This window comes from Agarivorans sp. Toyoura001, assembly GCF_005405585.1.
In the GTDB taxonomy this organism is placed as follows: domain Bacteria; phylum Pseudomonadota; class Gammaproteobacteria; order Enterobacterales; family Celerinatantimonadaceae; genus Agarivorans.
This window is the reverse complement of the sequence record NZ_BJEQ01000017.1, coordinates 12,000-35,095: the sequence shown is the minus strand read 5'-3', so window position 1 is coordinate 35,095 and position 23,096 is coordinate 12,000. Positions and strand designations below refer to the sequence as shown.

General features: G+C 44.3%; 25 protein-coding genes and 1 other annotated feature (1 of these 26 only partly in view). Of the genes, 7 read left to right on the top strand and 18 right to left on the bottom strand.

What is annotated here, in order from left to right:
* Positions 1–2 precede the first annotated feature (2 nt).
* Positions 3–332, top strand: a complete 330-nt coding sequence (locus FFR00_RS17070; protein WP_137674628.1) for an antibiotic biosynthesis monooxygenase — start codon at positions 3–5, stop codon at positions 330–332.
* A gap of 87 nt (positions 333–419) precedes the next feature.
* Entirely contained in the window at positions 420–1,367 is a 948-nt protein-coding gene (lpxM, locus tag FFR00_RS17065; protein WP_137674627.1) for a lauroyl-Kdo(2)-lipid IV(A) myristoyltransferase, read from the top strand.
* 15 nt (positions 1,368–1,382) lie between these two features.
* Here the strand turns inward: lpxM and FFR00_RS17060 are convergent, their stop codons facing one another.
* The 3 genes from FFR00_RS17060 to FFR00_RS17050 all read right to left on the bottom strand — a co-directional run bounded on the left by FFR00_RS17060 (position 1,383) and on the right by FFR00_RS17050 (position 3,540).
* Positions 1,383–2,066 (bottom strand): DUF2982 domain-containing protein, encoded by a 684-nt coding sequence (locus tag FFR00_RS17060; RefSeq protein ID WP_137674626.1) that lies wholly within the window; start codon positions 2,064–2,066, stop codon positions 1,383–1,385.
* Positions 2,067–2,167: 101 nt separating this feature from the next.
* Complete coding sequence (locus FFR00_RS17055; RefSeq protein WP_137674625.1) at positions 2,168–2,464, bottom strand: DUF1244 domain-containing protein; 297 nt, start codon at positions 2,462–2,464, stop codon at positions 2,168–2,170.
* An 86-nt stretch (positions 2,465–2,550) separates the two neighbouring features.
* Positions 2,551–3,540 (bottom strand): DUF2333 family protein, encoded by a 990-nt coding sequence (locus tag FFR00_RS17050; RefSeq protein WP_137674624.1) that lies wholly within the window; start codon positions 3,538–3,540, stop codon positions 2,551–2,553.
* 291 nt (positions 3,541–3,831) lie between these two features.
* Here FFR00_RS17050 and FFR00_RS17045 point away from each other — a divergent pair, with 291 nt between their 5' ends.
* Entirely contained in the window at positions 3,832–4,383 is a 552-nt protein-coding gene (locus FFR00_RS17045) for an outer membrane beta-barrel protein (protein WP_161985198.1), read from the top strand.
* Here the strand turns inward: FFR00_RS17045 and FFR00_RS17040 are convergent.
* The gene (locus FFR00_RS17040) at positions 4,380–4,673 is read right to left on the bottom strand and encodes a hypothetical protein (RefSeq protein WP_373681414.1); all 294 of its coding nucleotides are present in this window, start codon (positions 4,671–4,673) and stop codon (positions 4,380–4,382) included. The two genes, FFR00_RS17045 and FFR00_RS17040, sit on opposite strands and share 4 nt — an antisense overlap.
* Positions 4,674–4,791: 118 nt before the next feature.
* A complete protein-coding gene (locus tag FFR00_RS17035) occupies positions 4,792–6,207 on the bottom strand; it encodes a cellulase family glycosylhydrolase (protein WP_137674622.1) in 1,416 nt (471 codons plus the stop codon).
* A gap of 546 nt (positions 6,208–6,753) precedes the next feature.
* Between FFR00_RS17035 and FFR00_RS17030 the strand changes: the two genes are divergently transcribed.
* On the top strand, positions 6,754–7,188 hold the full coding sequence (locus FFR00_RS17030; RefSeq protein ID WP_137674621.1) for a universal stress protein: 435 nt from the start codon (positions 6,754–6,756) through the stop codon (positions 7,186–7,188).
* Between the two features lie 202 nt (positions 7,189–7,390).
* Here the strand turns inward: FFR00_RS17030 and FFR00_RS17025 are convergent, their stop codons facing one another.
* The 5 genes from FFR00_RS17025 to FFR00_RS17005 form a co-directional block, all read right to left on the bottom strand.
* Positions 7,391–8,431 (bottom strand): polysaccharide lyase family 7 protein, encoded by a 1,041-nt coding sequence (locus FFR00_RS17025; protein ID WP_137674620.1) that lies wholly within the window; start codon positions 8,429–8,431, stop codon positions 7,391–7,393.
* Between the two features lie 674 nt (positions 8,432–9,105).
* A complete protein-coding gene (locus FFR00_RS17020) occupies positions 9,106–9,447 on the bottom strand; it encodes a PBPRA1643 family SWIM/SEC-C metal-binding motif protein (protein ID WP_137674619.1) in 342 nt (113 codons plus the stop codon).
* A 260-nt stretch (positions 9,448–9,707) separates the two neighbouring features.
* Positions 9,708–10,253 (bottom strand): phosphodiesterase, encoded by a 546-nt coding sequence (yfcE, locus tag FFR00_RS17015; protein WP_137674618.1) that lies wholly within the window; start codon positions 10,251–10,253, stop codon positions 9,708–9,710.
* A gap of 140 nt (positions 10,254–10,393) precedes the next feature.
* Positions 10,394–11,014 carry a GDSL-type esterase/lipase family protein gene (locus FFR00_RS17010; RefSeq protein WP_137674617.1) on the bottom strand — a complete coding sequence of 207 codons (621 nt, stop codon included), beginning with the start codon at positions 11,012–11,014 and terminating at the stop codon, positions 10,394–10,396.
* Between the two features lie 104 nt (positions 11,015–11,118).
* On the bottom strand, positions 11,119–11,460 hold the full coding sequence (locus FFR00_RS17005) for a zinc ribbon domain-containing protein YjdM (RefSeq protein WP_137674616.1): 342 nt from the start codon (positions 11,458–11,460) through the stop codon (positions 11,119–11,121).
* Between the two features lie 483 nt (positions 11,461–11,943).
* Between FFR00_RS17005 and FFR00_RS17000 the strand changes: the two genes are divergently transcribed.
* The 3 genes from FFR00_RS17000 to FFR00_RS16990 all read left to right on the top strand — a co-directional run bounded on the left by FFR00_RS17000 (position 11,944) and on the right by FFR00_RS16990 (position 15,863).
* Positions 11,944–13,587 carry a SulP family inorganic anion transporter gene (locus FFR00_RS17000; protein WP_235836252.1) on the top strand — a complete coding sequence of 548 codons (1,644 nt, stop codon included), beginning with the start codon at positions 11,944–11,946 and terminating at the stop codon, positions 13,585–13,587.
* A 404-nt stretch (positions 13,588–13,991) separates the two neighbouring features.
* Positions 13,992–14,510, top strand: coding sequence for a DUF4134 domain-containing protein (locus FFR00_RS16995; protein ID WP_137674614.1), 519 nt, complete (start codon positions 13,992–13,994; stop codon positions 14,508–14,510).
* The gene (locus tag FFR00_RS16990; protein WP_137674613.1) at positions 14,511–15,863 is read left to right on the top strand and encodes a tetratricopeptide repeat protein; all 1,353 of its coding nucleotides are present in this window, start codon (positions 14,511–14,513) and stop codon (positions 15,861–15,863) included. It begins immediately after the preceding gene.
* A 94-nt stretch (positions 15,864–15,957) separates the two neighbouring features.
* Here the strand turns inward: FFR00_RS16990 and hisIE are convergent, their stop codons facing one another.
* The 8 genes from hisIE to hisG are packed head-to-tail and all read right to left on the bottom strand — an operon-like array spanning position 15,958 to position 23,056.
* Positions 15,958–16,575: a bifunctional phosphoribosyl-AMP cyclohydrolase/phosphoribosyl-ATP diphosphatase HisIE gene (hisIE, locus tag FFR00_RS16985; protein ID WP_016401106.1), complete on the bottom strand. Its 618-nt coding sequence runs from the start codon at positions 16,573–16,575 to the stop codon at positions 15,958–15,960.
* Positions 16,572–17,345 carry an imidazole glycerol phosphate synthase subunit HisF gene (gene hisF / locus FFR00_RS16980; RefSeq protein WP_016401105.1) on the bottom strand — a complete coding sequence of 258 codons (774 nt, stop codon included), beginning with the start codon at positions 17,343–17,345 and terminating at the stop codon, positions 16,572–16,574. The genes hisIE and hisF overlap by 4 nt, the downstream gene beginning before the upstream one ends.
* Entirely contained in the window at positions 17,335–18,087 is a 753-nt protein-coding gene (hisA, locus tag FFR00_RS16975; protein WP_137674612.1) for a 1-(5-phosphoribosyl)-5-[(5-phosphoribosylamino)methylideneamino]imidazole-4-carboxamide isomerase, read from the bottom strand. The genes hisF and hisA overlap by 11 nt, the downstream gene beginning before the upstream one ends.
* 3 nt (positions 18,088–18,090) lie before the next feature.
* Positions 18,091–18,699 (bottom strand): imidazole glycerol phosphate synthase subunit HisH, encoded by a 609-nt coding sequence (gene hisH / locus FFR00_RS16970; protein ID WP_137674611.1) that lies wholly within the window; start codon positions 18,697–18,699, stop codon positions 18,091–18,093.
* A 28-nt stretch (positions 18,700–18,727) separates the two neighbouring features.
* Positions 18,728–19,756 (bottom strand): bifunctional histidinol-phosphatase/imidazoleglycerol-phosphate dehydratase HisB, encoded by a 1,029-nt coding sequence (hisB, locus tag FFR00_RS16965; RefSeq protein WP_235836251.1) that lies wholly within the window; start codon positions 19,754–19,756, stop codon positions 18,728–18,730.
* Between the two features lie 48 nt (positions 19,757–19,804).
* Positions 19,805–20,863 carry a histidinol-phosphate transaminase gene (hisC, locus tag FFR00_RS16960; RefSeq protein ID WP_137674609.1) on the bottom strand — a complete coding sequence of 353 codons (1,059 nt, stop codon included), beginning with the start codon at positions 20,861–20,863 and terminating at the stop codon, positions 19,805–19,807.
* Position 20,864: 1 nt separating this feature from the next.
* Positions 20,865–22,151, bottom strand: coding sequence for a histidinol dehydrogenase (hisD, locus tag FFR00_RS16955; protein ID WP_137674608.1), 1,287 nt, complete (start codon positions 22,149–22,151; stop codon positions 20,865–20,867).
* A 5-nt stretch (positions 22,152–22,156) separates the two neighbouring features.
* The gene (hisG, locus tag FFR00_RS16950; RefSeq protein WP_137674607.1) at positions 22,157–23,056 is read right to left on the bottom strand and encodes an ATP phosphoribosyltransferase; all 900 of its coding nucleotides are present in this window, start codon (positions 23,054–23,056) and stop codon (positions 22,157–22,159) included.
* 21 nt (positions 23,057–23,077) lie between these two features.
* Positions 23,078–23,096 (bottom strand) — a sequence feature (His leader region); it runs 109 nt beyond the window's last position.

The window sequence follows — 23,096 nt, the reverse complement described above, 5'->3', positions numbered from 1 at the left end:
CGATGTTTGTTGTGTTATTTCGTTGGAAGTTAAATGAAGAGCATATTCAGTCATTCAAAGAGGGGTGGTCGGAGATTATCCATTTTAACGTAGATAAGTGTGCTGCTTTAGGCTCGCGTTTACATAAAGCCTCTGACGGGACATGGATTTCCTATTCACAATGGCCAAGTAAACAGCACTGGTTACGCTCTAAAGAATCTGAAACCATGGTCGTGGAAGCACGAAATAAAATGCGTAAAGCGATTGTTTGGCAAGATGAACCGCTGCTGATGTCACCGCAGTTAGATCATTTTGTATCCAGCAGTTTAGATGCAACTAAATCTATTTTGTAGGCTCTGCCACTTAGTAAACTTGCTTTAGCGCTGTTGGCGGGTAAACTGACGCGCTGTTTCAACCATAAAAGGCTGTGTTGTTAGGCTATGTCTAAGTTTGAATCTCAAGCATTTTCTATTTCTTTTTCTAAAGCTTGGTTAGCCCCTAAACATTGGGGCACCTGGCTTGTGGGTGGCCTAATTATTTTACTGGCTTTTGTTCCTGTTACTTTACGCGACCGATTGGCAGTAGCCGTTGCCAACCGAATTTTTAATCTAAAAGCCTTAAAAAAACGCCGCGCTATCGCCGACACTAATCTCAAGCTGTGTTTTCCTGACATGAGCGCCACCGAGCGCGAGCAATTGATGCGCAAAAATATGCAAATATTTGCCCAGCTCATTTTGGGTGCGGGTGAAATGTCTGTTCGCTCTAAACGTTATTTACAAAACCGCATTGTGGTTGACGGTGAAGAGCACATTAAGAACATTCTCGATAACAACGAAAACTTCATTATCTTGTTACCACACACCTACCCAGTGGATTTCTTAGGCACTTACTTTTGTACCCGTGGTCACGACATGTGCACCATGTTTAAAAAAACAGGCGATCCTATCGTTGATTGGGCGATGGCCAAACAGCGTACCCGTTTTGGTGGAGTGATATTTGAGCGTAATGCCGGCATTAAAACCCTGATTAAAGCTACTCGTGCTGGTTATGGTTGTATTTATTTGCCCGATGAAGACTTCGGTCCAGAAGCCAGTCTAATGACACCGCTGTTCGAAACGACCAAGGCTACGCTGCCAGTGTTAGGGAAAATGACCAAGTTAAGCGGAGCAAAAGTGCTACCCATTTATGCTGGTTACGATAGTGAATTGCATAAAGTAAAACTGTATGTTCACCCGGCGATGGAAGGCTTTCCCAGTAAAGATGTTGAACATGATACTTTGCGTATGAACCAAGAAGTAGAGAAATTGATCTCTCGCTCTCCTGAGCAGTATATGTGGACCTTAAAGCTGTTTCGTACCGTTGAAGGAAGTGACCAGCCGCGCTACTAAGCCGCGACTTGTCGATTAACTATTGGTGATTGCGCGACTTTTGTAGTTGCGCACTAAGGCCACAAAATCCTCAGGCTCTCGGTCAAGAATATCTTGGTCGATCAATAAATCGTAACCTGTTAGTTCTCGTAGCTTCTTCATGCGATTGGCAAACATACCGGTTAGCCCGGTATAAATTTTCCCACTACTCGATTTAAAATAATCATCTTCTATAAGATGGTCACTTACTTGGCTGTCTTGACAATGCTGACAGCTTTTTCGCAGGGATGCGAGAAGCGCTGCTCGTTGTTCTGTAAGCAAATGGGCAGACAATCGAGGGGATAAGGTATCAAGCAAGTAATCGGGTTCAGACAAACGTAGACCGATGTAATTCATGTCTTGCCAGTTTAGTCCGTCATGCAGGCGAGGAATGTCGATGCGTTGCAATTTGTCCCACGGCAAACACCAGCCTCCGTAGCGATGGTGAAACTGCAGATGGTCGTAACAAAGCACCACCGAGTAAACGGGCTGCATCCATTTTTCTACTCCAACCCGTATGCCTAGATAGGCGAGGAAAAATAGTACCGAGGCCACAATAGATACCAGTACAGCAGGTACATACAAGGTACTAATGCCTACTAAGGTGAGTAAAGAGCCGACAAGTATTAAGGTTTTGGCGTTATTGCCGGCGTTGCTTTTAATCCATACTGACTTTGGCATGATGTTACCTCAATCAATTATCGCTGTACTTAGTGATACGGACCGGACGCAGTAAACGTTCATTACAGCTGTCGCGATTTTGCTTATCAGTAACCTTAGTGCTATTTGGCCTTGGCAGCTTCTTTGGATTTAAATACTGCCATTTGCTCTTCGGTGGCTGGCAGTTGGTGATGCTCTTTCCATTCAGAGTAAGGCATGCCGTATACTTTTTCGCGTGCTTGCTCGTAGCTTAAGGTTTCACCGTGTTCTTCGGCAGCGCTTACCATCCATTTTGCCAGGCAGTTTCGGCAAAAATCAGCCAAATTCATCAGTTCAATGTTTTGAACTTCTTTGTGTTGGTCTAAGTGTTCGAGTAAACGCTTAAAGGTTGCTGCTTCAATTGCTTGTTGCTTGTCCATGTTACATTCCTTATTTAAAGTGAATTTAGTGTAAATGGACAAAAGCAGCGAATCAACGCTGCTTTTATGTGGGTATTGAGGAGGGCTTAACCTTTGGTGAGTAGATTGTTCAGGTTAATAATCGCTGCGTTGGCACGAGACACATAATTTGCCATAACCAAAGAGTGATTAGCCATTAAGCCAAAACCGGTACCGTTTAGAATCATTGGACTCCATACGGTTTCTTGAGTGGCTTCCAATTCGCGAACGATTTGGCGAACCGCAACCGTGGCATTTTTCTTTTCTAATACGCCTTTAAAGTCTACCTCTACGGCTTGGAAAAAATGCAATAACGCCCATGCTTCGCCGCGTGCTTCATAAAACACATCATCTATTTTCCACCACGACGTTTTCACCATCGACTCTGTTGGAGTAAAGGTAGACTGAGAAGCACCTTCAGAGCCCACTAGGCTTGTATTAATTCGCTCTCGACCAACCGATGCAGAAAGCTTTTGCGACATACTTCCAAGGCGAGATTGCACTTCGCCTAACCACGTCACTAAGTTGTCGGCACGGGCGTAAAACTGAGCATTAGGGTCAGTGGGGTCGGCCAACTGCGTGCGATAAACCAGTAAGGCGTCTATTGCATCTTGGTATTCCCGCTCGGCACTGGGTAATTGCCAGCTAGTATGGTCAATATTAAATTTGGGTTGAGCAATTTTAAGCTGTGCGTGTTCAACGGATTGAGCTTGAGAGCGGCTGAAGTCTTTACGCATAATTAGCGATAAATCGCGTACTTGGTTTAACGCACCTAATTCCCAACTTGGCATGTTATCCATTAATACACTAGGCAGCATTTTGTCGTTACTTAAATAACCACCAGGTTTATTGAGTAGGGTTTCAGCTACAAACATTAGTGCGGTAGTGGTGGCGTAACCTGTTACTACTTCTTCACCATTCGCTAAGGCCTGCTCCTGCACATATTCTTTTACATTTACTCGCTCAGGTTCGCTGCTCCAAATAACCGCGATGATGTAATTGATAATAAAGAAGACTAAAAAGAAAATAATAACCTTGCGGCCAGTAAGCTGGAACATAAACACGCCCTCGAGAAGATTTATGTTCTCAGCATAGTCAAGTAAGCAATTTAATCAATAGCTTATGCTAAAACTAATTAACAAAAAATCGTTCAAAATTTTTAGTTTTCTGCTTGATGTTTAAACGCTTATCATTGGATTAGCTCATTAAATGGTGAACTTGCTAGCAAGATAATCTAAAGAATGGATAGTTGATAGATTTAGCAGTTCCAATATGGTGGCTATCCTGAGAGTATATGCTGAAATTTAACACTTACATGGAGGTAATGATTTTAAAAGGTAATGATTGTAGTGCTTATCTCCAGAGCTTTAACCCTCAAGCTTGTTGCTCTAGTATCGGCTTGCTCCACTAGTGCAGCGATTGCAGTAGAGAATAACCAAGAAAGCCCAACTAATTACCCTTGGGCGGCCGCTTTTTTAGATTATCAAGACGCTGTTCAGCCAATGATTGGCCTTACTGTGTCGGTAAATCACTACGATAAACAATATCCTCGCTGGGGATACTACCTCGGTGTTGCTAAGTCTAAAGAAGATGATCTTGGTTTAGCCGCTCCCGCTGAAGGGAACCGCGAGCTCACCATGCTGCGTTTAGGTGTTAGCTATAGCCTCACTAATGATTTGAGTTTATATGGTGGTGGGGTACTGCTAGAAAATACCACTGAATACACCGACGGTATCACCCAATATTGCACCGATTGTGAGCCTGAGTGGCATACCGATACCGATAAAAACTGGGGCGGAGAAGTGGGCTTTCGTTATGCCTTAACTCGCCACTTTGTGTTGGGCGTAGGTTATAACTCTACCACTGAGGGTGGGGTATTCAGCATAGGCTATCGCGGTTAAGCTGAGATAATTTGGTTACGTACCAACCCACGTTTTACATTTTTACATAGTTTGCCGAAGCGCCGGATTTCATCAAATTTTGGCTGAACACCGCGCTTCATGGCGTGCTCCCAATAACTGAGTTCAGAGTCAACCAGCTCTAAGAGCTTTTTAGGGCAACCAATGCAGTTATTGGCGGTGCCACATTCAAAAGTGTCTTCTTCATAGAGAGGGAACTCTCTTTTTACTTGAACAATAATACTCTTCATCGCGGTAATACGGTCTGGTTTTGCGTGCATCAAACTGGCCATTGCAAAACGCTTATTGTACTTTGCTAAAGTAGTTTGTGAATTGAGCTAAAGAGGTAATTTGTATGATTTATAAGGCAAGGTTTTAGCCCCAAAACAAGCTTGTGTTGGGGCTAATGGCTTATTGGCAGGCCGAGTTTAAGCGGCTACTGTCTTGTTGGCTGTACTCGCAAGAGCCATTGATGATGCACTGATAAAGGTTGTTGTTGTAGCTGTTGGTATGGTGATCATAAATTTTAAACCAACCGCCATCATCCCACACCGATGTAGGAATGCCTTCAGCGCGAGCGTACTTGTAATCAAGAGCCTCATACCAAGCACGGATATTGTTGCAATCCATTTGGCCTTTAAACTTGTTCCAATTGGTACCCCATTCACTAATGTAAATTGGCATACCTTGCCCAACGCCATTTGCCCAGCTTTTCATCGTATCAATCGGTCTCTTAATATCGCTTTCTGACCAGTTGGTTTTTAAATTACCTTCGCCATGAAATGACCACGGGTTGTAGTGGTGGAAAGCTGCCATTACGTATGGATCGTTACCGCCGCCTACTTGGTCTAGGTTTGGCCATGTGCGAGCCATTTCATTGGCCGCGAACCATTGGTTACCGCCTATCACTACAATGCGATTGGGATTTGTTTGGCGAATCTTATTGTAAGCTAGCCCCGTCATATGGCGAAGGTTAGAGGGCAGCATGGGGTTACCATTGGTGAAATGTGGTTCGTTAAGAACTTGAAATACCAGGCGGTTGCTGCGGTTTTGAAACAGCTGACTAATGTCTTGCCACAGCGTTTCGAGCATTTGATAGTTGTTATTGTCTTTAATTATTGCTTCGTGGTGAGCATTAATCACCACGTACATATCACCATATGACAATGCGTGGTCTACGGTTTTAACGATCTCTTTAAGGCGACTGTTGTTGAGGTCGATGTTTCCATTGTTATCTGCGATGCTTGAACCATTAATGTCTATGGTCCAGCTAATAGGAATGCGTACGTTTCTAAAACCTTGCTGATAGTAAGCATCAATTTTTCTCGAAGCTTCAGCGAAGGTAGCGGGGTGTTGCTGGTTATCAAACATTTGGCCAAGATTAAAACCGGTCCCCATGGCCGCAGCGGCATCTATTGCGGTAATGGCTGGTTCAGTGCCGCCGCCAGCTTGGGCATTACATACTTCACCGCTAATGAGTGCTTGTTCGGCTTTGTCTCCGCTAGTGCTTCCTTGAAGGCCAAAAGTTACCGACTGCCCTGGTGCAATATCGCCATTCCAAGAAAGGTTAGAAGCAGTGTAAGGTTTTGCGCCGCTTAAATTGGTGTTCCAGCTAGAACTAACTGTTGAGCTCTCATATTGCCAGTTCACCACCCAACCATTTATAGCAGATTGGCTGGTATTGCTAATTGTAACCTCAGCTTGAAAACCATTATTCCATTCTTTTATTACTGTGTACTCACAGTTAGACGCTTGCGCATAAGGCGTGGCAACAGCCACCAGTAACAGTTGGGCAACGAGTAATCTAGACGTCCTTGGCTTGGTCATAAAATAGCTCTCTTGGTAATTCATCAATGAAACGAGGAGTGACTGGTAAAGTGAAAATGCTACAGTAAGCCAGATTTTATGTAAGTAAGCGCCTTCAAGAAAACCCCTGAAATAACTTTGAAACTATCGACTTTTCATCAAGATATTTAAAGCTAGTTCACACTTTAGGGGGCAAAGCTAGCGCCCTAAAAAGGGATAACCATTGCGATTTTTGATTCGCTAGCACCGACACTTATTACGTTGCCACAATTTTTGAACCTGTATTCAGTGCTTTAAATGTTCAATAACGACATAAGCCAAAGCCAGCATTACGCAGGCTTTTTTGTTTTTTGATGGAGGCTGAAAAACTTAACTACATGAACGGTTAGTCGTGAAAAGGCTGGTGGTAGAAGGCTTAACATCAGCGGCTAAGAAGGTTAATAAGCCCAAATAATGACCAAGCGCAAGTTAGCTTTAAATAATCCCTTGGCATGTGCGCCAAGTCCGTTTAGGGCGTATTTCTGGTGCTAAACTTAAAGTGATTAAATAAATTACGAGGAGCACGTCATGAGCTATCGTCACATTTTAGTCGCCGTCGACCTCTCTGAAAACAGCAGACGAATAATCGACAAAGTTACCCTCCTAGCAAAACTACTCGATGCCAAAGTGTCACTGATTTTTGTTGATGAAAGCGCCAACGATTCAGCATTCAGTGGGCTAATCGATCTTGATCTAGCCGCTATTGAACCGATGCATCCTAGCCTAAAAGAGTTTGCGAATAAGCTTAACGCTTTGGTGGTGGATACCAATTATCCCATCGAGAACCAGTTTGTTATGCAAGGTGATTTAAGTGCTAGTTTAGATGAAACAGTGGCAGAGGTAGGGGCAGACTTAATCGTTTGTGGTCATGATAATGGGTTCTGGCATCGCTTAGCCTCCAAACATCATGAGCTGGTAAACAACGTATCGATAGACCTGCTAGTTATCCCCATCGATCAGTGAGCTGTTAAGCATAATACTAATCGGGCGTAGCGAGAGTCCGATTAGTATTACTTTGTTAAAGCGACATCGGCACTAAGTTTTTTGTAGTTCGATTATTGAAGAGGATTTAAGCGTTGTAGCTTTTACTTGTGATCAAAAAAGCCCTAGGCATTTTCATGCTAAGGGCTTCAGTTTATCTATTGAATAATTCTGTTACTTAGCCCTATTGAATAAGGTTAAGTTTGTAGAAGCTGACTTGTGTGTAATCACCCGCATCTAAGCCATTGTTACTGCAGCCCGAGCTCCAAGTATTGGTTTTAGGTTTAACGTTACATTGGTTGTAAGCACCCGCTTTAAAGTACATCCAATCTTGTGCGTAGCTAGTATCAAGTTCTGAGGCCGAATTTGGCTGTGCAAGGTTAACTTTGTACGTGACTACTTGCTCATTGAGCTCACCAGGGTTTTTGGTGAAACTAAGGTTCATTATGTTATCTACTATGTCGACATTGTACGCAAACAATTCACCTAGCTTAATGCCGCCAACGGGGTCTTTATCAGCTTTGGTTAAATTGTATTGGCCGAAGACGTTGTGAGGGATATCGAAACGGTCTTTTTTATCTTTCGGGTTAATTTCATAGTTCCAAAATAACGAGCCATGTTCGTGATTTGGCATTTTGCGGAAGAATATTTTCAAAGGCTCGTTTTTGGAGCCATGAATTTGACCAATTACCACCGAGTGAGCACCCATTTTGGCGTCATTACCACTTAAACTTACATGGTCAACGCTTAAGGCTGCGCTCATGCGCCCACCAATAGAACCATATGCAGCAGCATTATCATGAGCGGCTACTACAAAGTTGGTGCTTGGGTCTTTGTAACCGGTAGGTAGGTTAACATTTAACATAGCCCGTAATTCGCTACGCGCATTTTTACTATTTGGGGTGGTGACTGCCTCGTTAGGCACTTTAAATACCATTGCGCCAGTGTCGGCATTGGTATAGAACCATTCCGGATGTGAAAACGGGTTTTCCGCATCAGCTAATTGAGCTGCATACACTTCCATGGTTTTACCTTCACGCTCAGGCTTCGTGTCTGGGTAAGGTAGGTTAATTTTCCACTTTCTCATTTCAAAGTTTTGCGCGGGTGCTTTAGAGGCATCCAATTTAGACATCAATTCTAATTGATAGTCTGTAGGCGCAACTGCTGCGCTGGCGGTACCTGCAAATAAGGCGGCAATAGCACCAGCGATGTAAATTTTTTTCATGATAGTTCCCTGTTAGTTAAATGTAACTCTTAGGCGGAGTTTTCGTGAACAGGTAGGAAGTTAATATATTATTGTATTATTTTTATTGACGGTGTTGGCAATTATTAACATTACCAGGCTGATTTTTACTATTTCATTTTTAATCCTTGCTGTATTTCACACTTTAAGGCGTGGCTGCTTAAGACGTGTCATGGCGCATAGCTAATAAAGGTAATTGATGGAGTAGGAAGTTCAGCAGAAAGAACCTATGGAGCACTAGGATTAATCAACAGGCTTTAAGCGCGAGTCAATTTCTCTATCTAAATGCGACTTTTAGTTTTTAACAAAAGTTTTAATTAAGCATCTAACTAAGCTAAACCGTTAATAAAGGGTGACTATTGCAGCGCCATCTTTTCGACGTGTCGGGGGCGAGCTTGACCTTTTAATCTGGCTTTATGGGTGTAAGTAATACATTAATTGTATGACTTTTGTTGGTGTTTAGGCTAAAGCGTTCGCTGAGACACAGTGGTGTGCAAGTAGAAAATACAGCCAAAGAATGGTTTATAAATCGGGAGTTTAATGAGTGCGTCAGGTGTTTAGTGGGGTAATGTTCGTGACATGAGTGGCAGAGCTTGGTGAACACGGTGCTATGAGCTTGAGCTCAGCACCGAAGTATCCACGTTTATAAGCTGTAGCTATCCACAACACTTTTTGTATTTTTTGGTGCTGCCACAGGGGCAAGGTTCGTTACGCGCAGGCACTTTTTCAATGGTTACGGGGGCTGTTTTGCTCATGATTGCGTTTAGCTCAGCAATCGACTCTTCAGCTCCTTCGTTAGTATCAACAGTAATGTTGGCAAATAGTTCAGCGTCTGCGACCAATAGTGCGACTTCGTGCTTACGTGCTTCACTGGTAACCACTAAGGTTAATGGGTGTTTCTTGCTGCCAGCTATTGGTCGGGCTTTGGTCTCGTAACCATATTTTATGTGGCTTTGGCGGGCGTCTTGGCGACCTTTAAAAAAGAACTTATCTGACATGACTTAATCCAAATACTGTAGAGATAAGCTGTAAACCAGAACGCATGGCTACAGCAAAAGATGCGCGAGTTTAGCATGCTTTACTCGTTAAACCTTTAACAACGAGAAACAGACGCTAGCGATAGATAATCATCGCCCCCCAATTACCATTATCGTAAACTTAGCAAAATAAACTCGGGTGAATTACAAATCCGAAAATACACAGCGTCGTTACGAGTAAACAATGGAGAGGGCAGAACACAACACTGGCTAAGTCATGGTTATTCTAAGCTGCAGCTCACTAACGGGGAGTGATCGCCTAATTTAAGTACTTGTAGTTGCTGTTCGGTAATCAACGCATAGCTGGCAGGCCAATCTTGGCGAGGAATAGCCACTGAGCCGGGGTTAAGCAGATAATGCTGGCCTTCTAAATTTGCCTTAGGAATGTGGCTATGGCCGCTCACCAATATGTCACCTGCAGCCAATGGCGGAAGATGACTTGGCCCAAAAGTATGGCCGTGACATAAGAATACTTTCCGCGAATCGAGCAGCAACTGATTGTATTCTGCCATTATTGGAAACTTACATAAGGCTTGGTCAACCTCGCTGTCGCAATTTCCCCTTACGGCAATAATTCGTTCGGCTATCGTATTTAGCGCTTCAGCCACTTTTAAAGGTGCGTAGTGCTTAGGTACTGGGTTACGCGGCCCATGATTAAGCACATCACCTAAGCAAATAAAGTGCGAGGCACCGCTACGCTTAAAAGCGGCGAGGGTGTGTTGCAAAGCGTTAAAATCGCCATGAATATCGGAGCATACAAACAACATAATGTATCCTGAACGGTGAGAGGTAAAAACTAAGAGCGTATCAAGAATTCTTTTCACGCTACTTATCTAGGCTCAAACAGCGTGTTAATGAGTGTATCTCGAAACACTGTGGTCATCAGCAGTTGTGCGCTGTATATATCTTAAGGTAACTCGATAAATGTATTCGCCAGCGCTTCGCCTAGGGCTTGGTGCTGGACGCTGTTCATATGAACACCATCAAGCAATTTACCGGTGATTATCTGGCTTACGTCTAGGTACCCACAACCCAGTGAGTGAGCAATCGTTTGGTAATGTTCAGCAAGTTGTGTCGATTTATCTTTAGCGCCAGCAAAATGCTGACCAAAGCGGCCCGTTTCGTCTATTGCTGGTGGAGCAAGTAACAATGTTTTTGGGCTTAACATTCTCTGATTAACACAATGTTGGTCTAGCTCAACAACCATTCGCTCAAGGTTGTCACTTATTTGCTCGGTAGATAAGTGAAAAGCCGGGTATAAATCATTGGTGCCTAGCATTAATACCAAGCAGTCTGGCTGGTGTTTACCGGTGTCTTGCAATAGTGCTTCTATACCGCTGCTTAAACCAAAGTCTGGTGAATTGGGGTAGGTGGTTCTGCCTGGTTGTCCGGCTTCAATGATTTGGTAAGCCTCTCCGAGCAAACTCGCCATCACCCGTGGCCAACGAGAGTCGGCAGGCATACGTTGTCCAGTAGTAGGAGAGTAACCCCAAGTATTAGAGTCACCAAAACACAGTACTTTATGCATCGCTATTGGGCGTTCCTTAAGGTTATGTGGCTAGTTGTATGGTTAAAAGGGGTAAAAAAACCTGCTGGTGCAGGTTTCTATTTTAGCGATAGTGCTTAGTTCAATTAGCTTTGTTTTCTAACAAACTTAGATTTAAGCATCATGTGACCGTGGCCATCTACTTTACAGTCAATGTCGTGGTCAGAATCAACAAAGCGTTTAATTACTGCTTTGGTGCCTACTTTTAGCACTAAAGAAGACCCTTTCACTTTCAAATCTTTAATCAAGGTGACTTTGTCATCTTCAGCTAATAAGTTGCCAACCGCGTCTTTTAATACAATTGCATCTGGGTCTACAACCACTTCGTTTGGATTCCACTCATGAGCGCATTCTGGGCAAATAAGTAGTGAACCGTCTTCATAAACATAGGCTGATTCACAGTTAGGACAAGGAGGGAGATCGCTCATGATAGTTTCTCTTTAATCTTCAATTTATGGTGGCTCAGCAAATGTGTTCATTGAGCCAAAGTAACACTAGGTGCATAACACCTACTTTTTGTAGCGCTATTATAAGGAAGAATAACTCTGCCAGCTAGGGCTTAACCAAGATTGATGTTGGTTTTAACTGACTAAATGATCGACTTTCAGTATTAAGTCAAAATAAGTGAATGGCAAAATCACTTAGATACTTTCATCAATATTGTTGGCTAGTTAAGCCAACAATGAATGACGAACAAGCAGTATGCTAAGCCTAATTATGCAGTTAAATTAGCCATTCCAATGCCTGCCTAAGCTACTTGTAATTGTATTTGGCTAGCCTTCGTGTGAAGGCTTCACTAAAAATATCTAATAACCGCACTATATTCAGTGTTTTAATTCCAAAAGAATTCAATACAATTGGGGCGTCCAAGCAAAAGGAGTAGCGGTTTGGTTAAGGGTAAGTTTGAATCAATGAACATTAAGGGCGATTTGTTTGGTGGTGTTACCACTGCTATCGTCTCACTACCAATGGCTTTAGCGTTTGGTGTCGCATCGGGAGCAGGACCTCAAGCGGGCCTTTGGGGCGCCATTTTAGTAGGCTTGTTTGCCGCGTTATTTGGCGGTTCGCGAACCTTGATCTCAGAGCCAACCGGCCCGATGACCGTAGTAATGGCGGCGGTACTAACCACCATGATTGCCAAACACCCAGAAAACGGGCCCGCCATGGCATTTACCGTGGTGATGATGGCCGGGCTATTCCAAATCGCCCTTGGTGCACTTAAGCTCGGTAAATACATTACCTTGATGCCTTATAGTGTTATTTCTGGCTTTATGTCTGGCGTTGGGGTCATTCTGGTCATCCTCCAATTAGCGCCCTTTTTAGGCCAGTCTACTCCCGCTGGTGGAGCCTTAGGTACCTTACAGGCGATTCCCGACTTAATTCGAAATATGCACTTTGGCGAGTTCCTGTTAGGGCTGATGACCTTAGGCGCACTCTTGTTCATGCCTAACAAATACAAAAAAATAATCCCACCGCAGTTGGTTGCGCTGGTGGCGGTTACTTTGGTGTCAATGCTGCTATTTAGTGATGACGGCATTCGTCGTATTGGTGAAATCCCAAGCGGTCTGCCTTCGATTATTTGGCCCACCTTTTCGTGGGGCCTTCTTAGCGAGATGTTGGTAGATGCTTTAGTGCTGGGTACTCTAGGTTGCATTGATACCCTACTAACTGCAGTAATTGCCGATAGCTTAACCCGCAAAGAACATGACTCTAACCGCGAGCTAATGGGGCAGGGCATTGCAAATACGGTTTCAGGCCTGTTTGGTGGCTTACCTGGCGCAGGCGCGACTATGGGAACCGTGGTAAATGTTCAGGTGGGCGGAAGCTCTCCGCTCTCTGGCATTGTGCGGGCGATTATCTTGCTGTTAGTAGTGCTTTGGCTAGCGCCGCTTACCCAGCCAATTCCATTAGCCGTTCTCGCGGGTATTGCCATGTATGTTGGCCTTAATATTCTCGATTGGAGCTTCATCAAACGCGCCCACCGAGTATCTTTAGTACCTACTTGCATCATGTATGGTGTGCTGTTTCTTACCGTTTTTGTCGATTTAATCTACGCGGTGGGCATTGGAGTATTCCTCGCCAACGTAATTACTATCGAAAAGCTGAGCCGGGTTCAGGAGAAAAATGTTAAAGCGATATCTGATGCCGACGACGGTGTGCCGCTTGAAGACTCAGAACGCCAGTTGTTAGACCAAGCCAAAGGTCAGCTATTGTTTTTCTACCTCTCTGGGCCAATGATTTTTGGAGTATCAAAAGCCATTGCCAGACAACACGCAGCGGTTGAGCAGTACAAAGTAATGGTACTTGATCTTAGCGCGGTACCGATGATTGACGTTACTGTTGCGCTAGCGCTGGAAAACGCCATGCGTGATGCCTTAGATGCTGGCTGTGAAGTGTTCCTCTACAGCCCTAACGAGCAAACCATGCACCAGTTAGAGAAAATCCAAATCCGCGATTGGATAGATGAAGATCATATCGTAGATAGCCGCACTGAAGCCTTAGAAAAAGGGCTAGCAGTGGTGCAACACATCAACGCAGAGTTTGAAGTTGAGTAGCAAGGTTCGGCAATATACCTACTGCTTTATTAATACAAGTTATTAGTGCCAATAATACGCTGGAGCAGCTCCCCGTTTCAGCGCGAAATTTCATCATTCTTCGCTAGCACGAAAAGGTGGCAAGAGATAGGTAGCACATATCCACCCTATTGAACTGATTCAATCATGTTTTTACTTCTAATCTTGCTCTGAAAGAAGATAAGAACTAATAGAAAAATTGGCTCAACTTGAAAGGTGTGACTATAATAACAACGCTCAAAAAAATACTTTGTGTTGGTAATGTGCTGCCTGTTGACTCTAGCTTATAAACCCACGTTTAAAGCTGAGATCTTAAAAGCCTGTCAAAGTAACTAATCAGAAAATAGTACCGATATACTTTAAATATATATCTAGTGGTGTTTGTGATGGCTAGTTCAGAAAATTTTGTTGATAGTTTTAGTGCTTACTTGGAATATGGGATTCTAGGATTGTCTGCAATTTTAGCATTGTTAGGGGCGTTTATAATATATAAAACCATTTCCGAACCGCATCCAGATCCGATCAAGATTGGAGCCGCAAAGTATTTTCTGGTTTTTTCACTTATCTTTTTGATTGTTTCTAGTGCGGTGAAAATTGGAGACAAAATGTTTGTTCCTAGGGTCCCAAATCCAACAGCTAATGTTCTTGTAGAAATAGAACCATGGAATGAGAGAACATTTTCTTCTAGAAAAATAAATAGAGATTTCTACATCAAAACTCCTAGCGGGAACAAAAAGTATTCCCATGATGGAGTAAAAGTTGTGGTTACGGAAAACTCAAATATTAGATGCCTTGTTTATCCTCTACACGATCGTATTGACCAATTAAGAGATCAGTTGGCAAACCAGTTGGTAAAAAATGAGAACAGCGTGCTAAATAAAGATGGTGGTATAGAGGGTTTGTAAATGAATTTTCGCTTTTGTAATTACATAGTTTATTTTTCTCTAGTCTTTTCCATCCCTGTATTTTCGTCAATTAAAGGTGGAGATGCTTTGATTAATGAAGGTTCAAAGGAAGAACTGTCCCGAGCTTCTTATTTTTATAACGAAGGGGATTTTGAAGAGGCAAGCGCTATTTATTTGAATTTAATCGCAGATAATCCAAGCTATTATAAAGCCTACTATAACCTTGGAGTTACTTTGGCTGGTAAAGGTGAGTTATCTAGAGCTGAAGAGTATCTTCATCAAGCAAAGAAAATCAGTAGGGATTTAAATATTGACGATGCCAAAGTATATAACGCTTTAGGATGGGTCAAGTTTAAACAATTAGAATACGAAGAAGCAGAAGAAAATTTTAAGTATGGTTTGAATATTAGCTCCAATGATGAGCAGCTATTAAAAAGATTATATTCAAACTTGGGAGCTTTATATTATGTCCTAGGGGACCTTCCAACAGCAAAAAAATATTTGTCGATTGCAGTAAATGACTATAAAAGCGATGGCTCCAAGGATTTGTTGGAAGAAGTTAATGAGTTGAAGAAAAAGCAGCTACACCGAGTAGCAAAGCAAACGATTGAACTATCAATAGAAGATGGAAACTATATTGGTCAAAAGGTTTGGTTAAATGAAGGCGGAGGGAAGCTGGATAGCTTGGTCAACTGGAATTCAGGAGAATCTCATGCCTCTGTCGGCATAGGGCATTTTATTTGGTACCCCAAAGATAAAAAAGGACCTTTCAAGGAAACGTTTCCTAGCTTATTGTCCTATTTTGAAGAAAACAACATTGAATTGCCTGTTTGGCTTAGAACTGAAAAATGGTGCCCTTGGAATGATAGGGGTGAAATGTTGAAAGCAAAAAAAGAAAAATCTCCAAGGTATCAAGATCTTGAAGATTTGTTAGCCGCTAACACTCCTTATCAAGTTGAATTTATGGTTCAGAGGTTAGCCGATGCGCTACCTGAAATGCTTGATTCATTAGATAACGAAAGTGAAAAGGAAAATATAAAGAATCAATTCTATAAAATATCATATTTAGAAGGCGGAGTGATTTCAGCTGATGGTATTTATGCATTGTTGGATTATGTTAACTTTAAAGGTGAGGGAGTTAAAGAGGCTGAACGATATAACAACCAAGGTTGGGGGCTTCTGCAAGTGTTAAGTAATATGAAAGGTGATACTGAACAACCATTACTCGATTTTTCTAGATCAGCGAAGTTTGTATTAGACAGAAGAATAAAAAACTCTCCACCAGATAGAGATGAAGAACGTTGGAGAAATGGTTGGAATAAAAGAATTGATACCTATAGTAACGACCTCTGAACAATGATTTAATTATAAAGAGCTAACAGTGAGGATTATAAGGGCAACAAAAAACCAGCATCAGCTGGTTTTTTGTTGGGTCAGGTCTTAAGCTTTACTTATGCCTTGCCTGTAAACAAGCCACTACTTCGTCAAAGCCGACTTCTTGTTTTTCTAGCAGTACCAGTAGGTGATACAACAAGTCTGAGCTTTCATTCACTAGCTCTTCGCGGTCGTTAGCCATGGCAGCTAGTGCTACTTCTACACCTTCTTCACCCACTTTTTGGCAAATGCGCTTGGTGCCGCGGGCGAACAGGCTAGCGGTGTAGCTTTCTTCTGGATCGGCTAACTTACGCTCGGCTAATACCGCTTGTAGTTGGGCGATAAAGGTCAGCTTAGGCTCTTGGTGACCGTCAAAACAGCTTTGGTTGCCAAGGTGGCAAGTTGGGCCAATAGGGTCAACCGCTACTAGTAGCGTGTCTTGGTCGCAATCAAGCGTAATGCCTTTAAGCTTTAGTACGTTGCCTGAGGTTTCACCTTTGGTCCATAGGCGCTGCTTAGTGCGGCTAAAGAAGGTTACTTGCTCGGTGTCTAGGGTTTTAGCTAGCGCATCACTGTTCATGTAACCCAGCATAAGCACTTGGCCGCTGTGGTCGTTCTGAACCACGGCAGGGATTAAGCCTTCGACTTTGTCCCAGTTAATCTTTTGGTTTAGTTCTTCAAACTGGCTCATAGTCGAATTGCCACCTCTTGTTGTTTGAGATATTGCTTCAATTCGCCAATATCGATAATGCTTTTGTGAAATACGCTGGCTGCTAATGCGCCGTCTACGTCAGAAATTTTGAATGCATCTTTAAAGTGTTGCATTTCGCCTGCGCCGCCAGAGGCAATTAAAGGCACATTACAAATCTCGCGTACTCGGCTTAGTTGTTCTAAATCGTAACCTTGGCGCACGCCGTCTTGGTTCATTACGTTTAGCACTATTTCACCCGCGCCACGAGCTTGCACTTCTTTCACCCAATCAAAGGTATTCCAAGTAGTGGTTACGGTGCGCTTTTCGTCACCAGTAAATTGCTTAACTTGGTATTGGCTGGTTTCGTCGCAGTAGTAGGAATCGATGCCTACTACAATGCACTGCACGCCAAACTTGTCGGCTAGCTTAGTAATCAAACTAGGATCGGCTAAAGCAGGGGAGTTGATAGAGATTTTGTCAGCGCCATTTTGCAAGGTGCGATTGGCATCCTCGATGGTTTTAATACCACCGGCTACACAAAACGGAATATCGATAACTTCCGCTACGCGGCTTACCCAGCTTTTATCTACTACGCGCTCGTCTGAGCTGGCGGTAATATCGTAAAAAACGAGTTCGTCTGCGCCTTCTTCAGCGTAGCGTTTGGCTAGCGGAACAATGTCGCCAATAATTTCGTGGTTACGAAACTTAACGCCTTTTACTACCATGCCGTCTTTTACGTCTAGGCAGGGGATAATTCGTTTAGCTAACATTATTGCCTCCTTGCTGCCAGCAGGCGATGGCTTGCTCTACGTTGAACTTACCTTCTAACAATGCGCGGCCAACAATTACGCCTGCTACCCCGGTATCGGTAAGCGCTGCAATGTCATTTAAGTCACCAATGCCGCCTGAGCTTTGCCAGTGAATATCTGGATATTGCGCACATAGCTCGCGATACAAACTTACGTTTGAGCCCTCAAGCGTGCCGTCTTTAGAAATGTCGGTACACAATACGTGCTTTAGGCCAACTGGGGCGTAAATAGACACTAGCTCTTCAATGGTTACGCCACTGTCTTCTTGCCAGCCAGATACTGCTACTACCTTATTGCCTTGCTCGTCGATGTTAATATCAAGCGCCAGTACAATGTGCTCGGCGCCGTATTTTTCCATCCACTTGGCAACCACTTCTGGCTGCTTCACTGCGGTAGAGCCAATTACTACACGCTCTGCACCTGCGTCGAGCAAGTCTTTTACATCTTGCTCGCTGCGCACGCCGCCACCAATTTGAATTTTAGCTGGAGTGTTTTTCAGTAGCTGGGCGATAACGTCGAGTTGGCGAGCGCTGGTATCTTTGGCGCCGTCTAAATCAACCAAGTGTAACCAATCAGCTCCTTGGCTGTGGTACTCAGAAAACTGCGCTTGTGGGTCATCACCATAAATGGTTTTTTGTGCGTAATCACCTTGGAACAAACGCACAATCTTTCCGTCGATTAAATCTAAAGCAGGAATGATCATGTGTTACATCTCCAAGAAGTTTTTGATTAGTTGTGCACCGGCTTGGCCGCTACGTTCTGGGTGAAATTGCACCCCGTAAAAATTGTTTTTGTTTACTGCGGCGGTAAAGGCGTTGCCATAATCACATTCGGCAATTGTGGCAGCGTTTACTGGCAGGGCGTAGCTGTGTACAAAGTAGAAGTAGCTGCCGGCTTCAATGCCTTTAAACAGTGGGTGACCGGCTTTAGGTTGAATTTGATTCCAACCCATGTGTGGCAGGCGTTGCCCTTGTTGCGGTTGCATTAAGCTTACGGTGCCAGACACTAAACCTAAGCAGGGGACTGGCTCGTCGGCTTGTTTAGCGCCGCCTTCAATAGAGAACTCGGCCAGCATTTGCATGCCTAAACAAATACCTAGGAGCGGCTTCTTAACTTGTTTAACTAAGTCGATAAGCTCGCGGTCGGCTAGGTTTTGCATCGCCTCGGTGGCGGTGCCTACGCCGGGTAGAAACAGTTTATCGGCCGCCAAGATTACCTGTGGGTCGCGGCTCACTGTTACTGGAAAGCCTAAACGCTCAACGGCAAATTTTACCGAAGATAAGTTGGCACATCCTGTATCAATAATTACGTTCATGTTTGCTCTTATCCTTTAAAGCAGGCGCTTATAATGTGCCTTTACTGCTAGGCATTGCATCGCCCGATTTTACGATAGCTTGACCTAGTGCACGACCAAATACTTTAAACAGGGCTTCTACCATGTGGTGAGTATTTTTACCGGTGGTTTCTAGGTGTAGGGTACAGGCCATCGCGTCGCTTAGTGAGCGGAAGAAGTGCGGTACCATTTCGGTAGCAAAGTCGCCAATGTTGTCGCGGGTAAAGTCGGCTTTAAACTCTAGATGAGCGCGGCCGCTTAAATCTAGCGCACATTGGGCTAGGCATTCGTCCATCGGCAGTACAAAACCAAAACGGCCAATACCACGTTTGTCGCCAAGCGCTTCTTTAAGGGCTTGGCCAAGGGCAATGGCGGTGTCTTCTACGCTGTGGTGGTCGTCGATGTGGTAATCGCCAACAACTTTACAGTTGAGCTGAAAACCGCCGTGGGTAGCAATTTGATCCAACATGTGGTCAAAAAAGCCAAGGCCAGTATCTATTTGGCTGCCGCCTGCGTTGTCTAAATCAACCGCGATACTAATTTGGGTTTCTTTAGTATTGCGCTCAACCTTGGCTTTGCGGCCTTGTTGAGTAAGCTGCTTTTCAATGGTAATCCAGTTAAGGCCGTCGCGTTGATATTGCAAGCCTTCTAGCCCCATGTTTTCCGCTAGCTGCATGTCGGTGTGGCGATCGCCAATCACATAAGAGTTGGCAAAATCAATCACGCCACTTTTTAGGTAGTTTTTAACCAAGCCAAGCTTGGGTTTGCGACAGCTACAGTTATCTTCGTCGAAGTGCGGGCATACCAGTACGTCGTCAAACTTAATGCCTTGTGATTCGAAAATATCCATCATGTAGTTTTGAGCTAGGTGAAAATCAGCTTCGGGGAAGCTGTCGGTACCTAAACCATCCTGGTTGGTTACCATAACTAAGCGGTAGCCATTGGCCTGTAGCTTAAGCAATACCGGGATAACCTGTGGCTCTAACTTTACCTTTTCTACGCTATCAACCTGTTTGTCGGTGATAGGTTCGTCGATCATGGTGCCATCACGGTCGATAAATAAGATTTTTTGTTTTACTTGGCTCACTTAAGTTCGCTCCAATCCTTGAATTGCTGATACGGTGGCGGCCACTTCTTGCTGGTTGCCAATGCTAATGCGGATGCAGTTTTCTAAACGCGGCTTATTGGCAAAATCACGCAGTACAATGCCTTGTTCACCCAATGTTTTAAATACACGGGCTGAATCGTCGAAACGTACCAGTATGTAGTTACCGGTAGCGGGGAAGATCTCTTGCACAATATTAAGTTTGCTTAAATCTTCAACTGCTTGGTTACGAATTGTGTTTAAGCGTGCAACACGCTCGCGCATAACTTTTAAGCCATTTTGGCTTAGCGCTTTTGCTGCGATTTCGGCAACTGGACGGGCAATCGGATATGGGGCAATCACTTTGCTCATTACTTCAATCACTTCACGACCTGCAACGGTAAAGCCACAACGTAAACCGGCTAAAGCAAAGGCTTTAGACAAAGTACGAGTAATCACTAGGTTGTCGTAATCGCTGAGTAGCTTAACTACGCTTTGCTCTTCACAAAACTCAATATAAGCTTCATCTACCACTACTAGCGCTTTATCTTTTTGCGCACTTAACAGTTCACACAGCTTTGCTTGATCAAGCATATTGCCGGTGGGATTGTTTGGGGCACATAAGAAAATAATTTTGCTATTCACTTGCGCAAGTGCTGTGTAGTCGGGATTAAAGTTAGCATCTAGCTCTACTGTTTTAACTTCTACGCCAATGGTTTCAGCACTTACCGAGTACATTCCGTAAGTCGGCGCACAGATAACAATGCTATCTTCGTTGGGTTCGCAAAAGGCGCGAATCAATACTTCGATGGCTTCATCTGCGCCGCGACTGGCGAGCACTTGGTTTGGTTCTACGCCTGCGTAGGCGGCATAACCGTTAATAAGCGCAGCTGGTTGAAACTCAGGGTAGCGATTTAGTTCATCGCCTTCGTAACTAAAGTCGCTAACATCGGGGCTTTCGTTGGCGTTTAGCCACACTTCACCACTGCCGCCAATGCGGCGAGCACTTTGGTAGGGCACAAGCGCCTGAATTTTTTTGCGGGCTAATAATGTAACCGACATATTATTGCTCCTCGCCTAGGCGCAGAGTAACTGCTCTGCGGTGGGCGTCTAGCCCTTCTGCGTTAGCTATAGGCACTACTGCACGGCTTAAGTCTTTTAGGCCTTGTTGGCTTAATTCCTGAACCGTAAAACGCTTCATAAAGTCAGCGGTACCTAAGCTTGAATAAGCACGTGTATAACCGTAAGTGGGCAGGGTGTGGTTAGTACCACTGGCGTAGTCGCCTACTGATTCGGGTGTCCACTCACCAAGGAAAACGCTGCCAGCATTTTCTATCTCGGGCAGTAAGCTGCGAGCTTGCTCGGTTTGTACAATTAAGTGTTCCGGGCCGTACAAGTTACTCACCTGTACCGCTTGGGCTAAGTCGTTTACTACAATGGCAGTACTGTGTGATAGCGCTTGGTCGGCAATGTTATTGCGACTAAGTAGCGCTAATTGGCGAGCCAATTCTTGATTTACTGCTTCGGCTTGTTGCTCACTGGTGGTGACCAAAATCACTTGTGAATCTGGGCCGTGCTCGGCTTGTGATAATAAGTCGGCGGCAACAAAAGCGGGGTTGGCTTTAGCATCGGCAATTACCAACACCTCAGATGGGCCTGCTGGCATATCAATGGCGGCACCAGCGTGGTCGCCGCTAACTTGCTGCTTAGCTTGCGTCACAAAAGCGTTACCAGGGCCGAAAATCTTATCAGATTTAGACACACTTTCGGTGCCGTAGGCCATCGCGGCAATCGCTTGCGCGCCACCGGCAGCGTAAACTTCGTCTACACCACATAGCTTAGCGGTATAGAGGATTTCTGCGGCAATCGGTGGTGGTGAGCTTAATACTACTTTTTTACAACCCGCAATACGTGCTGGAATAGCCAACATCAATACAGTTGAAGGTAGCGGTGCAGTTCCACCTGGTACATACAAACCCACATTGCCAATGGCGGCATAGTGCATTTCGCAGCGCACGCCAGGTTGAGTTTCTAGGCTAATTGGCTGTGGTTTTTGCGCTTGGTGAAACACTTCAATATTGGCTTTAGCTTGTGCTACTGCCTGTTTAAATTCTTCACTTAAACCTTGTTCAGCTGCATCAATCTCTTGCTGGCTGACTCTTACTTCGCTCAATTCGGTGTTATCAAACTTGACGGCCAGCGCAATCAGCGCTTGGTCACCTTGTTCTCGTACTTGGCTTACTACATCAGCAACAATTCCGGCAATGTCGGTTGAGCTGTTAACAGCAGGGCGGGACAGCACCTGTTGTTGTTGCTCTGTTGATAGTTGCTTCCAAATTACCGTTTGCATGGTACTTATCTCAACATCTTTTCAATTGGCATAACGAGGATAGAGCTTGCACCTAAGGTTTTAAGCTTTTCCATCGTCTCCCAGAATAGATTCTCGGTACTGACTACATGCAGGGCTACTTTTTCTTCGTCGCCGGCAAGTGCTAATACGGTTGGGTGCTCGCTGCCAGGTAGCAGGTCTACAATTTGATCAAGATGTGTTTTAGGTGCGTGCAGCATGATGTACTTGCTTTCTTTGGCTTCCATGGTGCCTTGCATGCGCATTAATAAGCGGTCTAGCAAGTCTTGGTGTTCGTCGCTGAGTTTGTTCTTAGATTTAATCAATACCGCTTGCGAGCGGTAAATCACTTCAACTTCTTTAAGGCCATTGGCTTCTAAAGTTGCACCGGTAGACACTAAGTCACAAATGGCGTCGGCTAAGCCTGCGCGGGTGGCTACTTCAACCGAGCCCGCTAGCATACACGTAGAGAAAGGTACGCCTTGCTCGTCTAAGTAACGCTTAAGAATGCCAGGGTAACTGGTGGCTATGCGTTTGTTGGCTAAGCATTGTGGGCCGGTGTAATCGAATTCTTCGGCTACTGCCAATGAGAAGCGGCAATCGCCAAAATCTAAACGTTTTAGAATGTCGCAATCAGTTGGCTCATTTTGCGCGGTGCGCAACATGGTTTCTTCTTCTAATACGTTTTCGCCAACGATACCGAAATCAACCACGCCGTCCATTACTAGGCCTGGAATATCGTCATCGCGTACACGTAGTAGATCTACTGGCATGTTTTCTGAGTGGGCAATTAGGCGTTGTTGGCGGAGATTGATTTTCATTCCGCAGCTTTTTAATAGTGCCTGTGAATCATCGCTTAAGCGTCCAGATTTTTGGATAGCGATGCGTAGTCGTTTTTGCTCTGTCATGTTTTTGTCCCTAATAATAAAACTAAAAAACCCCCGGGAG